This window comes from Nonomuraea sp. NEAU-A123, from assembly GCF_018603905.1.
GTDB lineage: Bacteria > Actinomycetota > Actinomycetes > Streptosporangiales > Streptosporangiaceae > Nonomuraea.
Window position 1 is genome coordinate 491,134 of the sequence record NZ_JAHFZZ010000008.1, and the last position, 13,152, is coordinate 504,285.

Genomic DNA, 13,152 nt, shown 5'->3' on the forward strand with positions numbered 1-13,152 from the left:
GTGGGCTAGGAAGCGGAGCACGCCCCGGCCGTCGGTACGGACGGCGGGCGGCCGATGGTGGGCATGCCGAGCGAGACGCCCTTGGCCGGAGCCGGGGCGCCCTGCCGTGCCTCCCAGGCGTCGCCCGCCCGGGTGCGGCGGACGGAGACCGGCCCGTCGGCCACCAGGTGGTGCGGAGCCGCGTACGTGACCTCGACCGTGACCATGTCACCGGGCCGCGGCACGTGGTCACCGACCGCGAAGTGCACCAGCCGGTTGTCGGCGGCGCGCCCGGACAGCCGGCGCGTGACGTCGTCCTTGCGGCCCTCGCCCTCGGCGACCAGCACCTCCAGCGTCCGGCCCACCTGCTTGCGGTTCTCCTCCCAGGAGATCTCCTCCTGGAGGGCGACCAGGCGCTCGTAACGCTCCTGGACCACCTTCTTGGGGATCTGGTCGTCCATGGTCGCCGCGGGCGTGCCGGGCCGGATGGAGTACTGGAAGGTGAAGGCGTTGGCGAAGCGGCTCTGTCGTACGACGTCGAGGGTGGCCTGGAAGTCCTCCTCCGTCTCGCCGGGGAAGCCGACGATGATGTCGGTGGAGATGGCCGCGTCCGGCATGGCGGCGCGGACCCGCTCGATGATGCCGAGGTAGCGTTCGGCCCGGTAGGAGCGGCGCATCGCCTTCAGCAGCCGCGAGGAGCCCGACTGCAGCGGCATGTGGAGTTGGTGCATGACGTTGGGCGTCTCGGCCATGGCGGCGATCACGTCGTCGGTGAAGGCGGCCGGGTGCGGCGAGGTGAAGCGGACCCGCTCCAGCCCGTCGATGTCGCCGCAGGCGCGTAGGAGCTTGCCGAACGCCAGCCGGTCGCCGAACTCGACGCCGTAGGTGTTGACGTTCTGGCCGAGCAGCGTGACCTCAAGAACGCCCTGATCCACCAATGTCTGGACTTCGGCGAGAACGTCGCCGGGCCGCCGGTCCTTCTCCTTGCCCCGCAGCGACGGCACGATGCAGAACGTGCAGGTGTTGTTGCACCCGACCGAGATCGCGACCCAGGCGGCGTAGGCGGACTCGCGCTTGGTGGGCAGCGTCGAGGGGAAGACCTCGAGCGACTCCTTGAGCTCGACCTGCGCCTCGCCCTGGATGCGGGCCCGCTCCAGCAGCACCGGCAGCGCCCCGAGGTTGTGGGTGCCGAACACCACGTCGACCCACGGCGCCTTGCGGACGATCTCGCCCTGGTCCTTCTGCGCCAGGCAGCCGCCCACGGCGATCTGCATGCGCGGGTTGCTCACCTTGGCCGGCCGTAGGTGGCCGAGGTTGCCGTAAAGGCGGTTGTCGGCGTTCTCGCGCACGGCGCACGTGTTGAACACCACCACGTCGGCGGTCTCGCCGTCGGCCGCGGCCACGTAACCGGCGTCCTCAAGCAGGCCGGAAAGGCGCTCGGAATCGTGCACATTCATCTGGCACCCGTATGTGCGCACTTCATAGGTGCGGGCGCTCTCCTGGGTCACAGTCATCGCACGTCCAAGGGTAGTCCTTGTCCGGCTTGCGACGGTCGTAGGATCTAAAACACCAGCTTGACGGCACGATGTGATCGGATCGGTACCGCTCGGTTAGTGACCAGCGTCCTATAGACCCCTAGGTTTTGACCATGACGGAGAACGGGGACGTCACTCCACTAGTGAAGTTGGAGAACGTCAACAAGCACTTTGGGGCATTGCACGTCCTGAAGGACATCAACCTGACCGTTTCCCGTGGCGAGGTCCTGGTCGTGATCGGCCCTTCGGGTGGTGGCAAGTCCACCCTGTGCCGGGCGGTCAACCGGCTGGAGACCATCGACGGCGGGCAGATCATCTTCGACGGTCAGCCGTTGCCCGAAGAGGGCAAGGCACTGGCCAAGCTCCGCTCCGAAGTGGGCATGGTCTTCCAGTCGTTCAACCTGTTCGCCCACAAGACGATTCGCGAGAACGTCACACTGGGACCGATCAAGGTACGCAAGAAGGCCCGTGACGCCGCGGACACGCGCGCCATGGAGCTGCTCGAACGGGTGGGCATCGCCGCGCAGGCGGACAAATACCCGGCGCAGCTCTCCGGCGGTCAGCAGCAGCGCGTCGCGATCGCCAGGGCACTGGCCATGGATCCAAAGATGATCCTGTTCGACGAGCCGACGTCGGCGCTGGACCCGGAGATGGTCCAGGAGGTGCTCGACGTCATGATCGGGCTCGCTCGCGACGGTATGACGATGATGGTCGTCACGCACGAGATGGGGTTCGCCCGAAGGGCCGCGAACCGGGTGGTGTTCATGGCCGACGGCCAGATCGTCGAAGAGAACACACCGGATGAGTTCTTCACCAACGCCCAGACAGACCGGGCCAAGGACTTCCTCTCGAAGATCCTCACGCATTGATCCCAGTCCGCAGCAGGAAGATTGAGGTAACCACTATGCAGATGCGTCGAACTGGGGCCGTGCTCGCCGTCACGGCCATGGCGGCCGGTCTTGCCGCGTGTGGCGGTGGAGACAGCTACACCAACGTCATGGACAAGCTCAAGGGTGCCAAGGAAATCACCATCGGCACCAAATGGGACCAGCCCAGCCTGGGTCTGAAAAAGGGTGGCGGCGACCCTGAGGGCTTCGACGTCGATGTGGCCAAGTACATCGTGAAGGAGCTGGCCGGCGGCCAGGATGTGAAGATCACGTGGAAGGAGTCGCCCTCGTCCAACCGCGAGGCGCTGCTCGCCAACGGCACCGTGGACATCATCTTCGCCACTTACTCCATCACCGACGCGCGCAAGCCGAAGGTCACCTTCGGTGGCCCGTACGTCGTCGTCCACCAGGACACCATGGTCCGTGCGGACGCCGCGGACATCACCAAGGCGACGGACCTGAAGGACAAGCGCATCTGTCAGGCGCAGGGCTCCAACTCCTACAAGCGGATCACCGACCCGCCGCCGGACGGCAAGCTCAACCTGCCCGCCAAGCTCGTCGGAGCCAGCAACTACTCCGAGTGCGTGCAGAAGCTCAGTGGTGGCAACCTGGACGCGGTCACCACCGACAACCTGATCCTCGCCGGCTTCGCCAGCCAGGACCCGGGCAAGTACAAGCTGCTCAACGACCCCTTCACGGATGAGAAGTACGGCATCGGCCTGAAGAAGGGCGACAAGACGACCTGCGAGGCCGTCAACAAGGCCGTCACCAAGATGTGGCAGGACGGCACGGCCACCCAGCTCCTCACGAAGTGGTTCGGCAAGACCGGCCTGGACCTGCCCAAGGAGGCCCCACCGGCCGAGGGTTGCGCCTGATCCTCAACCTCGCGGCGGCCGGTGACCCGGCCGCCGCGGCCGTTCTCACTGGTGGAGCACGATGGACGAACTAATTCAGTACGGCCCTGACCTGGCCGTCGGGTTCCTGAACAACATTAAGCTCTCGTTGGTCATCGCGGTGTTCTCGCTGATCGTCGGCACGGTCCTGGCCGCCATGCGGGTCTCCCCCACCCCGGTCCTGCGGGCCGCGGGCACGGCGTACGTCAACGTGGTGCGCAACACCCCGCTGACGCTAGTGCTGGCCTTCTGCTACCTCGGGCTCAGCGACACCCTCGGGCTGATCTTCTCCACCGAGGATCCGCTGATGAACTCGTTCTGGCTGGCCGTGCTGGGCATGTCGGCCTACACCGCGGCGTTCGTCTGCGAGGCCCTGCGGTCCGGCATCAACACGGTGCCGTTGGGACAGGCGGAAGCGGCCCGCGCGATCGGGCTCACCTTCAGCCAGTCGATCACGCTCGTCATCTTCCCGCAGGCATTCAGGGCGGTCATCGCCCCGCTGGGCAGCGTCCTGATCGCCATGATCAAGAACACGACCGTGGTGGCGGCTGCGGGTTACACCGTGGAATCCTCCAACACCATGCGGACGATCTTCGACACCACCGGCACCTCGATTCCCATCTTCCTCGGCATCGTGGTCTCGTTCCTGATACTCATCCTGCCGATCGGCTGGTACACCGGCCGGCTGGCCAGGAAATTGGCGGTGGCCCGATGAGCTCGTCCGTCCTCTTCGACACGCCGGGCCCGCGCGGGCGGGTGCGCAACCACCTGATCACCGGGATCTCCGCGCTGGTCCTGCTGGCGGCCCTCGCCTGGGTGCTGCTGAAGTTCAACGAGAAGGGCCAGTTCGACGGCAAGATCTGGGCGCCGTTCACCACCCAGGTCGTCTGGGTGGACTTCATCCTGCCCGGACTGGTGGGCACGCTCACGGCCGCCGCGCTGGGCGCGGTCTTCGCGCTGCTGTTCGGCGCGGTCTTCGGCATCGCCAGGCTCTCCGACCACCGGTGGATCAGGATTCCGGCCGCCTGGATCGTGGAGCTCTTCCGGGCGATCCCGCTGCTCCTGCTGATCTTCTTCATCTGGTTCCTGTCGCCCGACCTGTTCGGCGGCGGGGACTACGCGCTGTTCGCGATCGTGCTCGGGCTCACCCTCTACAACGGCTCGGTGCTGGCCGAGGTGGTCAGGGCGGGCATCAACTCGATCCCGAAGGGCCAGTCGGAGGCGGCGTACGCGGTCGGGCTGCGCAAGGGCGGCGTGATGCGGTTGATCCTGCTGCCGCAGGGCCTCACGGTGATGATGCCCGCGGTGGTCAGCCAGCTCGTGGTCCTGCTCAAGGACACCGCGCTGGGCTACTTCATCGTCTACGTCGACCTCCTGAACATGGGCTTCAAGACCCTGCCGTCGGTCTACCCCGGCACGAAGCTGGTGTCGGCGATCGTCATCGGCGTCATCTACATCATCATGGCCATGGCGCTCAGCGCGTTCGCCACCTGGCTGGAGAAGCGCAGCCGCCGCAGCCGCAAGACCACGGCCAAGCCGATCGAGCCGCCGGGTGCGGTGGCGGGCCTGCCGTCGGGCCAGCCGACTCCCGACGGAGCCGTGGTGGCCTAGGGCTGAGGTCAGCAAAGCCGGTCACCGCGGTTGGACGGGTGGCGGGAGTGGGGTGGTCACCGGGCTACGGTGATCGAGCGGGGTGGTCACCGGAGTGAGGTGATCACCCCGCACTCTTGCTGATCTTCCGGCAGGATGCGTCTATGCCCTTCTGGCGCTCCCCCATCTCGACCACCGACGTCGCCCGGTCCGGCCGGCGGCTCGGCTGGCCGACCGCGCTCGACGGCCAGGTGTGGTGGACGGAGGACCGTCCTGACCAGGTCGGACGCACCACGATCATGCATCGCGCCGCCGACGGCGCCTGCCGCGAGCTGCTGCCCGCGCCGTGGAGCGCCCGCACCCGCGTGCACGAGTACGGCGGACGCCCCTACGCGGTGACCCCCGAGGGCAACGTGATCTTCGCCTGCTTCGCCGACCAGCGCCTCTACCTGCTCGACCAGCTCGCCGGCGAGCCCGTCCCGCTCACCCCCGACGGCGACCGCTACGCCGACCTGCTGATCCGCGACGGCCAGGTCTGGTGCGTACGCGAACGGCACACCGACGACGGGAAGGTGACCAGGGCCGTCGTCTCCGTCCCGGTCGGCGGTGGCGAGACCCGCGAATGGGTCACCGGCGGCGACTTCTACGCCGCCCCCGCCATCTCCCCTGATGGGCGGCATCTCGCTTACATCACCTGGAACCATCCGCTCATGCCGTGGATCGGCACCGAGCTCCGTGTCACCCGTCTGTCCGACGGCAGCTCGTGGACCGTGCGGGGCGGCCCGTCCGAGTCCGTGCTGGCTCCCAGCTGGAAGGACGACGAGCACCTCTACCTGATCTCCGACCGCTCCGGCTGGTGGAACCTCTACCAGAGCGGCCTCCACGACGCCTCGCCCCAGCCGCTCCATCCCCTGGAGGAGGAGTTCGCCTGGCCGCCGTGGACGCTGGGCGGCCTGCCCTACCTCGTGCTCGGCGACGGCCGGCTCGCGGTGCTGCACGGGCGCGGCGACCTGCGGCTCGGGGTGCTCGACCCCGAGACGGGCGAGCTCACCGACCTCGACCTGCCGTGCGAGGGGTGGGATCCGGCGCTGACCGCCGACGGCACCTGCGTGACCGGCATCGCGTACGGCGCCGCGGTGCCGAAATCGGTGCTGCGCGTCGACACCGTGACCGGCCGGGCCGAGGGCCTCAGACTCGACATCGAGGAGCTGCCCGACCTCGCCTGCCTGCCGACGCCACGGCCGGTGGAGGTGGGGCACCGGGTGCACGGCTTCCTCTACCCGCCGTCCAACCCGGCCGCCGAGGACTCGGAGGACGCCCCTCCTTACGTGGTCTTCGTGCACGGCGGCCCGACGGCGCACGCGGACACGGCGCTCGACCTGGAGAAGGCATACCTCACCTCGCGCGGCATCGGCGTGCTGGACGTCAACTACGGCGGGTCCACCGGCTACGGCCGGGCCTACCGCGATCGGCTGAAGGGGCAGTGGGGCGTCGTCGACGTCGAGGACACGATCATGGCCGCCGAATGGCTGGCGGCCGAGGGGCTGGCCGACCCCGGGCGCATCGCGGTGCGCGGCCGCAGCGCGGGCGGCTGGACCGTGATGGCGGCCTGCTGCCGTTCGGACGTGTTCGCGGGGGGTGTGTCCTACTACGGCGTCAGCGCGCTCGCCCCGCTCAACGCCCACACGCACGATTTCGAGTCACGTTACGTGGAGTGGCTGGTCGGCCCGGAGGACCCGCGGCTGTACGCCGAGCGCGAGCCGCTGGCGCTGGTCGGCGGCGTGTCCTGCCCGATGCTGCTGCTCCAAGGGCTCGACGATCCCGCGGTGCCGCCCGAGCAGTCGGCGGCCTTCGCCGACGCGCTGGCCGAGCGCGGCGTCTCGTGCACCTATCTGGCGTTCGAGGGCGAGTCCCATGGTTTCCGCCGCACCGAGACGCGGGCCACCGCGCTGGCCGCCGAGCTGGCGTTCTACCAGCAGGTTTTCAGCTGAATCTCGCTCTCGTCGTCATCTCTCACGGTTCCTTGACAGAACCGGCATCACTCGGCGGTCGCTACTCGCCAACGGTTGAATAACCGTCCTCGACACCGGGCCCTCCCAGGTGGGTTGCTCGAAAGAGCAAGTGAAAGAGCGAACGTGGGGCACGCCTCGCGGCCACGAGGCGCACCCCACTGGCCAGCCACACATCCCATCTCGGCACGAGGGAGGGCCAGATGGCCAGCTTGCGCTATCTCAGCATTGCCGTGGTGACGGCGGCAAGTCTGCTCGCCGCCGCATGCGCCACGGACACCGGTACGAACGGTTCCGCGCCCCCGACAGCCGCCCAGAACACCGGCAATCCGTTACCGGGCGGCACGCTCAGGCTGGTGGGCGGCGGCGACGTCGACCACCTCGATCCCACCAGCGCCTACTACACGGTCACCAGCGGCCTCCTGCGCGGTTACGCACGCCAGTTGTTCAACCTGAACGGCGTGGCCAAGGAGGCCGAGACCACCAAAGGCTTCGCCGTCGTCCCCGACGTCGCCGCCGAGCTGCCGACGACCGCGAACGGCGGCATCAGCGCCGACAACCTCACCTACACGATCAAGCTGCGGGACGGCGTCCAGTGGGACACCCAGCCGCCGCGAGCGGTGACCGCGGGCGACTTCGTCCGCGGCTTCAAGCGGATCTGCAACCCGGTGGCCGGAGCGGGCGCGCCCGGCTACTACACCAGCACGATCAAGGGCATGGCGGCCTACTGCGCGGCCTACGCCAAGGCGTTCGAGACGGCCAAGCCCACGGCGGCGGCGCTGGCGGCCTTCCAGAACGCGCACGACATCGCCGGCGTCCGGGCCAAGGATGACAAGACGGTCGTGTTCACGCTGGTCCAGCCGGCGGCCGACTTCCTCAACATCCTGACGCTGAACTTCTCCTCGGCCGCGCCCCAGGAGTACGACCAGTACGTGCCCGACGACGCCACCTTCCGCCAGCACGTGATCTCCGACGGCCCGTACAAGATCACCCAGTATGTGGCGACCAAGTCGATCAAGCTGGAGAAGAACCCCGCCTGGACGCAGGAGTCCGACCCGATCAGGCACCAGTACGTCAACACCGTCGAGGTCAAGATGGGCGTCACCGAGCCCGACGCGGTGCAGCAGCAGCTCGAGGCGGGCAGCGCGGACCTGTCCTGGGACCTGCCGGTGCCGACCGCCCAGATCCCCCGGCTGAAGAGCGGCGACGCCGACTTCAAGATCTTCCCGGGCGCCGTGACGAACCCGTATCTCGTGTTCAACCTGCAGAGCAAGAACGAGAACGGCGCCATGGGCAAGATCAAGGTGCGCCAGGCCATCGAGTACGCCATCAACAAGGTGGCCATCGCCAAGATCTACGGCGGTGCCGACGTGGCGACCTCGCTGCACACGGCCATCCCGCCGGGCAACATCGGCTACCAGGAGTACAACCCGTACCCGACACCCGGCGACCAGGGCGACCCGGTCAAGTGCAAGCAGTTGCTCACCGAGGCGGGCTACCCGAACGGGTTGACGCTCATCGGCGCCTTCCGCAACGCGGGCAACCACCCGGCCAACTTCCAGTCCTACTCGGCCGACCTGCAGAAGTGCGGGATCAACGTCAAGGGCCTGCCCGTACGGCAGGGCGACTACTACGGCGCGTTCCTGCAGAACCCGACGATCGCCAAGGACAGCAAGTGGGACATCTCGGCGCCCGGCTGGGTGCCCGACTGGTACGGCAACAACGGCCGCGCCGTTTCCCAGCCGCTGTTCCAGACCAACTGCGCCGCGGGCACGAGCAACTACGGCTGCTACAGCAACCCCAAGGTGGACGACCTCATCAAGCAGGCACTGGCCGAGCCCGACGCGAGCAAGGCGGCCGGACTCTGGCACCAGGTCGACGAGACGGTGATGGGCGACGCGGTGATCGTGCCGTTCAACAACCAGAACACGCCGATCTACAAGAGCAAGCGGGTGCGAAACGCGCTGTACCTGCCCGCCTTCCAGCTCTACGACATCACCAACCTCTGGCTTGACCCCAACTCGCCATGACGGTGCGGCGCCCCGCGGGAGTCCCGCGGGGCGCTGTGAGGGAGAAACATGAGCCTGCTAGAGGTGACCGACCTGAAGGTGACCTTCCCCACCTCCGACGGCCTGGTACAGGCGGTACGGGGGCTGTCGTTCACCGTCGATCGCGGCCGGACGCTGGCGATCGTCGGCGAGTCCGGGAGCGGCAAGACCGTGAGCACCCAGGCCATACTCGGCCTCTCCCCCAGGGCCGACATTTCCGGCACCGCCCTGTTCGAAGGCGTGAACCTGCTCCAGCTCGACCGCGAGCAGCTACGCCGCATCCGCGGGGCGGAGATCAGCGTCGTCTTCCAGGACCCGCTGACCAGCCTGCATCCGCTCTACAAGGTCGGCTGGCAGATCGAGGAGCTGTTCCGGGTCCATCAGCCCGGCACCGGCCGCGCCGAGGCCCGCAAGCGCGCGATCGAGCTGCTCGGCCTGGTCGGCATCCCCCGACCGGACCGGCGGGTGGACGACTACCCGCACCAGTTCTCCGGGGGCATGCGGCAGCGGGCGATGATCGCCATGTCGCTGGCGCTGAACCCGAAGCTCATCGTCGCCGACGAGCCGACCACCGCGCTCGACGCGACCGTCCAGGCGCAGATCCTCGAACTCATCGGCCGGGTCCAGGCCGAGTTCGACATCGCGCTCATCCTCATCACGCACGACCTCGGCGTCGTGGCGGGCATCGCCGACGAGGTGCTGGTCATGTACGCGGGGCTGGTGGCGGAGCGGGCCGACCGGCGCACCCTCTATTACCGCCCGCACCACCCCTACACCAAGGGCCTGCTGGAGTCGATCCCGGGCAGCACGGGGGCCCGCGGCGGGCGGCTGCGGCCCATCCCCGGCTCTCCGCCGTCGCTGATCGACATCCCCTCGGGCTGCGCCTTCCACCCGCGCTGCCCGTACGCCATGCCGGTCTGCGCGGCCGAGCGGCCACCGCTGGCCACAGTCACGGGCGGCGGCGGGCACGCCTCGGCCTGCTGGCTGCCCCACGAGGCGGTCGGGCTCGGCCCGGAGGCCGACGCGCTGCGGCTGCGAGCCAAGGAGGCCTGATGCTCCTCGAAGTCGAGAACGTCGTCAAACACTTCCCCATCACCACCGGCATGCTGGTCAAGCAGACGGTCGGGCACGTACGGGCCGTCGACGGGGTGAGCTTCGACCTGTCGCCGGGCGAGACGCTCGGGCTGGTCGGCGAGACCGGCTGCGGCAAGTCGACGCTCGCCCGATGCGTCGCGGGCCTGCACCCCGTCACCTCGGGCCGGGTCCGCTTCGACGGCGACGACATCACGAACCTGCCCAGGGCCAGGATGCGGGCCTACCGGCGCGACATCCAGGTCATCTTCCAGGACCCCTACGGCTCGCTGAACCCGCGCAGGCGCGTCGGCTCGATCATCGCCGACCCGCTCGTGGTCCACCGGGTGAGCCGCGGCGCCGAGCTCCGCCGTACCGTGCAGGAGCTGATGGAACGGGTGGGGCTCAATCCCGAGCACTACAACCGGTTCCCCGCGGAGTTCTCCGGCGGGCAGCGGCAGCGGATCGGGGTGGCCAGGGCGCTGGCGCTGCGGCCCCGGCTGATCATCTGCGACGAGCCGGTGTCGGCGCTGGACGTGTCCATCCAGGCGCAGATCCTCAACCTGCTGAAGGACCTGCAGGACGACTTCGGGCTGACGTACCTGTTCATCGCGCACGACCTGTCGGTGGTGCGGCACATCAGCGACCGGATCGCGGTCATGTACCTGGGCAAGGTCGTCGAACTCGCGGGGGCCGACGAGCTGCACGAACATCCCAGACATCCGTACACGAACGCCCTCCTCTCCGCCACGGCGGTGGCCGACCCGGACGAGGCCGGACGGCGGCGGCGCATCATCCTCACGGGCGACGTCCCCTCGCCGATCGATCCCCCGTCCGGCTGCCACTTCCATCCCCGCTGCCCGAAGGCGCGGGACCGCTGCTCGGCGGAGGAACCCCTGCTGGTGCCCCGGGACCACCTGGTGGCCTGCCACTTCCCCGTCGAGGCGGGCGAGGACCTGACCGCTTCTGGGAGGAGGCCCGCATGACGCTCACTGAGATCAGGCCCGACGCGGTCACCGACCGGACGATCGCCGGCCGCAGCCCGTTGCAGCTCGCCTGGGCCAGGATCAGGACCGACAAGGTCGCGCTGGTCTCCGGCCTGACCGTGGTCCTGCTCTGCGCGCTGGCGCTGGCGGCCCCGCTCATCGCCGCGTGGAACGGCCACGACCCGGATGAGCAGTTCCGCGACACCGGCATCACCGCCCAGGGGCTCCCGATCGCGCCGAACGGCACGTTCTGGTTCGGCACCGACCGCCTCGGGCGTGACCTGTTCATCAGGGTCCTGTACGGCGCGCGGGTCTCGCTGCTGGTCGGCGTGGTCGCCACCGGGCTGGCGGCGCTGGTGGGCGTCGTCGTCGGCCTGCTGGCCGGCTACTACGGCGGCGTCATCGACACCGTGCTGTCCCGGCTCATGGACGTGGTGCTGTCGTTCCCATACCTGATCTTCGCCATCGCGGTGGTGTCGATCGCCGGGCCGTCGCTGACCGCGACGATCGGGGTGATCGCCTTCTACTCGTGGGCGGCCATCGCGCGGGTCGTACGCGGCCAGACACTCTCCCTGAAGGAACGCGAGTACGTCGAGGCCGCCCGGTCCATCGGCTGCGGCGACCTGCGGATCATGTTCGTCGACATCCTGCCGAACCTGCTCGCTCCGGTCATCGTCCTGACCACGCTGCTCGTGCCGGCGGCCATCGTCTTCGAGTCGACGCTGTCGTACCTGGGGCTCGGCATCGTGCCGCCCACCCCCTCGTGGGGCAACCTGCTCAGCGAGGCGCAGGGCTTCTACCGGGTCGCCTACTGGTATCTCGGTTTCCCCGCGGCCACCCTGCTGCTCACCACGCTCGCCTTCAACCTGGTCGGCGACGGCATCAGGGATGCCATCGACCCGCGCACGGAACGCCTGTTCAGCCGCCGTCGCCGCCGTTCTCGCTCTCGCTCTCTGTCTCGCTCTCGCCGTAAGGGGGCCTGATGCTCCGCAGATTCCTCCTCCGGCGGGCGCTGCTCGGCGTGCTCGTCCTGTGGCTCGTCACGCTGGGCACCTTCCTGCTGTTCTTCGTCGCCCCCAGCGATCCCGCCAGGACGCTGGCCGGTCGCCAGGCCACGCCCGAGCAGGTGGAGCTCATCCGCCACAACCTCGGCCTGGACCGCCCGACCCTCGTCCAGTACCTCGACTACCTGAACCGCCTCATCCACGGCGACCTCGGCCAGTCCTACTTCTCCGGCGAATCCATCGGCAAGATCCTCTCCGAGGACTTCCCGCCGACGGCCTCGCTCGTGATCGGCGGCGCGATCCTCTGGGTCGTCATCGGCGTCGGCGCCGGAGTCATCAGCGCCACCCGGGCGCGCTCCCTCCTGGACCGCGTCGTGACGTTCCTGGCCCTGGCCGCCGTGTCCATGCCTACCTTCGTGGTCGGCCTGCTGCTGCTGTACTTCCTGTTCTTCCAGCTCTCCATGGCCGGGGCGCCGGTGCTGCCGCCGGACTCGTACGTGGCGTTCACCGACAGCCCCGGCGAATGGGCCCGCCACCTGATCCTGCCCTGGATCACCCTCGCCATGGTCCAGGCCGCCTCCTACGTACGGCTGACGCGCGGGTCGATGCTGGACACCCTCGGCGAGGACTACATCCGCACGGCCCGCGCCAAGGGCGTCCCCGAAGGCCAGGTCATCTACCGGCACGGCTTACGCGCCGCCCTCACGCCGGTGGTGACGCAACTCGGCGTCGACGTGGGCACGCTGATCGGCGGGGTGGTGGTGACGGAGTCGGTCTTCGGGCTCGGCGGCATCGGGCAGGCGGTGGTTCAGGCGTTCGTCAGCGGCGACCTGCCGGTCATCATGGGCGTCGTCGTCCTCGCCACCACCGCCGTCGTCCTGGCCAACCTCCTGGTGGACCTCGCCTACGGCCTCCTGGACCCCCGCATCCGCCTGGCCTGACCCCTGACAGGGGGTGTGGCCGGGGTGGAACCTCCCTCCCACCTCGGCCACACCGCCCCCCTTCGTCCGGTGTCCAGCGCCATCCACGGACCGGGGCCAAGAAGGCGCACGTAACGACGCCCGGCCACCTCCACCGGAGGAGCGTGCCCCTGGACAGACCCCGGCCCCGTGCGGCGGATGGGGCTCACCGGGCTGGCCGTAAAAAAATA

Annotated in this window: 11 protein-coding genes; 10 read left to right on the top strand and 1 reads right to left on the bottom strand. The window is 68.8% G+C overall.

What is annotated here, in order from left to right:
- Window positions 1-5 precede the first annotated feature (5 nt).
- The gene (gene miaB / locus KLK06_RS27440) at window positions 6-1,493 is read right to left on the bottom strand and encodes a tRNA (N6-isopentenyl adenosine(37)-C2)-methylthiotransferase MiaB (protein ID WP_214638494.1); all 1,488 of its coding nucleotides are present in this window, start codon (window positions 1,491-1,493) and stop codon (window positions 6-8) included.
- Between the two features lie 134 nt (window positions 1,494-1,627).
- On the opposite strand from miaB, the gene KLK06_RS27445 reads away from it, so the two are divergent.
- The 10 genes from KLK06_RS27445 to KLK06_RS27490 all read left to right on the top strand — a co-directional run bounded on the left by KLK06_RS27445 (window position 1,628) and on the right by KLK06_RS27490 (window position 12,943).
- Complete coding sequence (locus tag KLK06_RS27445; RefSeq protein WP_214638495.1) at window positions 1,628-2,383, top strand: amino acid ABC transporter ATP-binding protein; 756 nt, start codon at window positions 1,628-1,630, stop codon at window positions 2,381-2,383.
- A gap of 41 nt (window positions 2,384-2,424) precedes the next feature.
- Window positions 2,425-3,276 carry a glutamate ABC transporter substrate-binding protein gene (locus KLK06_RS27450; protein WP_308168464.1) on the top strand — a complete coding sequence of 284 codons (852 nt, stop codon included), beginning with the start codon at window positions 2,425-2,427 and terminating at the stop codon, window positions 3,274-3,276.
- A gap of 61 nt (window positions 3,277-3,337) precedes the next feature.
- Window positions 3,338-4,009: an amino acid ABC transporter permease gene (locus KLK06_RS27455; protein WP_214638497.1), complete on the top strand. Its 672-nt coding sequence runs from the start codon at window positions 3,338-3,340 to the stop codon at window positions 4,007-4,009.
- Window positions 4,006-4,905, top strand: a complete 900-nt coding sequence (locus KLK06_RS27460) for an amino acid ABC transporter permease (RefSeq protein ID WP_214638498.1) — start codon at window positions 4,006-4,008, stop codon at window positions 4,903-4,905. Before KLK06_RS27455 ends, KLK06_RS27460 begins: the two co-directional genes overlap by 4 nt.
- A 143-nt stretch (window positions 4,906-5,048) precedes the next feature.
- Window positions 5,049-6,875, top strand: coding sequence for a prolyl oligopeptidase family serine peptidase (locus KLK06_RS27465; RefSeq protein ID WP_214638499.1), 1,827 nt, complete (start codon window positions 5,049-5,051; stop codon window positions 6,873-6,875).
- 221 nt (window positions 6,876-7,096) lie between these two features.
- Entirely contained in the window at window positions 7,097-8,923 is a 1,827-nt protein-coding gene (locus KLK06_RS27470; RefSeq protein ID WP_214638500.1) for an ABC transporter substrate-binding protein, read from the top strand.
- A gap of 48 nt (window positions 8,924-8,971) precedes the next feature.
- A complete protein-coding gene (locus tag KLK06_RS27475) occupies window positions 8,972-9,994 on the top strand; it encodes an ABC transporter ATP-binding protein (RefSeq protein ID WP_214638501.1) in 1,023 nt (340 codons plus the stop codon).
- Entirely contained in the window at window positions 9,994-10,998 is a 1,005-nt protein-coding gene (locus tag KLK06_RS27480) for an ABC transporter ATP-binding protein (RefSeq protein ID WP_214638502.1), read from the top strand. The genes KLK06_RS27475 and KLK06_RS27480 overlap by 1 nt, the downstream gene beginning before the upstream one ends.
- The gene (locus KLK06_RS27485; RefSeq protein ID WP_214638503.1) at window positions 10,995-11,981 is read left to right on the top strand and encodes an ABC transporter permease; all 987 of its coding nucleotides are present in this window, start codon (window positions 10,995-10,997) and stop codon (window positions 11,979-11,981) included. Before KLK06_RS27480 ends, KLK06_RS27485 begins: the two co-directional genes overlap by 4 nt.
- Entirely contained in the window at window positions 11,981-12,943 is a 963-nt protein-coding gene (locus KLK06_RS27490) for an ABC transporter permease (protein ID WP_214638504.1), read from the top strand. Before KLK06_RS27485 ends, KLK06_RS27490 begins: the two co-directional genes overlap by 1 nt.
- The last annotated feature ends 209 nt before the right edge of the window (window positions 12,944-13,152 follow it).

Excerpts from the sequence above, each read along its gene's own strand:
- miaB (WP_214638494.1), bottom strand. The coding sequence starts at position 1,493 with ATGACTGTGACCCAGGAGAGCGCCCGCACCTATGAAGTGCGCACATAC.
- KLK06_RS27445 (WP_214638495.1), top strand. The coding sequence starts at position 1,628 with ATGACGGAGAACGGGGACGTCACTCCACTAGTGAAGTTGGAGAACGTC.
- KLK06_RS27450 (WP_308168464.1), top strand. The coding sequence starts at position 2,425 with ATGCGTCGAACTGGGGCCGTGCTCGCCGTCACGGCCATGGCGGCCGGT.
- KLK06_RS27455 (WP_214638497.1), top strand. The coding sequence starts at position 3,338 with ATGGACGAACTAATTCAGTACGGCCCTGACCTGGCCGTCGGGTTCCTG.
- KLK06_RS27460 (WP_214638498.1), top strand. The coding sequence starts at position 4,006 with ATGAGCTCGTCCGTCCTCTTCGACACGCCGGGCCCGCGCGGGCGGGTG.
- KLK06_RS27465 (WP_214638499.1), top strand. The coding sequence starts at position 5,049 with ATGCCCTTCTGGCGCTCCCCCATCTCGACCACCGACGTCGCCCGGTCC.
- KLK06_RS27470 (WP_214638500.1), top strand. The coding sequence starts at position 7,097 with ATGGCCAGCTTGCGCTATCTCAGCATTGCCGTGGTGACGGCGGCAAGT.
- KLK06_RS27475 (WP_214638501.1), top strand. The coding sequence starts at position 8,972 with ATGAGCCTGCTAGAGGTGACCGACCTGAAGGTGACCTTCCCCACCTCC.
- KLK06_RS27480 (WP_214638502.1), top strand. The coding sequence starts at position 9,994 with ATGCTCCTCGAAGTCGAGAACGTCGTCAAACACTTCCCCATCACCACC.
- KLK06_RS27485 (WP_214638503.1), top strand. The coding sequence starts at position 10,995 with ATGACGCTCACTGAGATCAGGCCCGACGCGGTCACCGACCGGACGATC.
- KLK06_RS27490 (WP_214638504.1), top strand. The coding sequence starts at position 11,981 with ATGCTCCGCAGATTCCTCCTCCGGCGGGCGCTGCTCGGCGTGCTCGTC.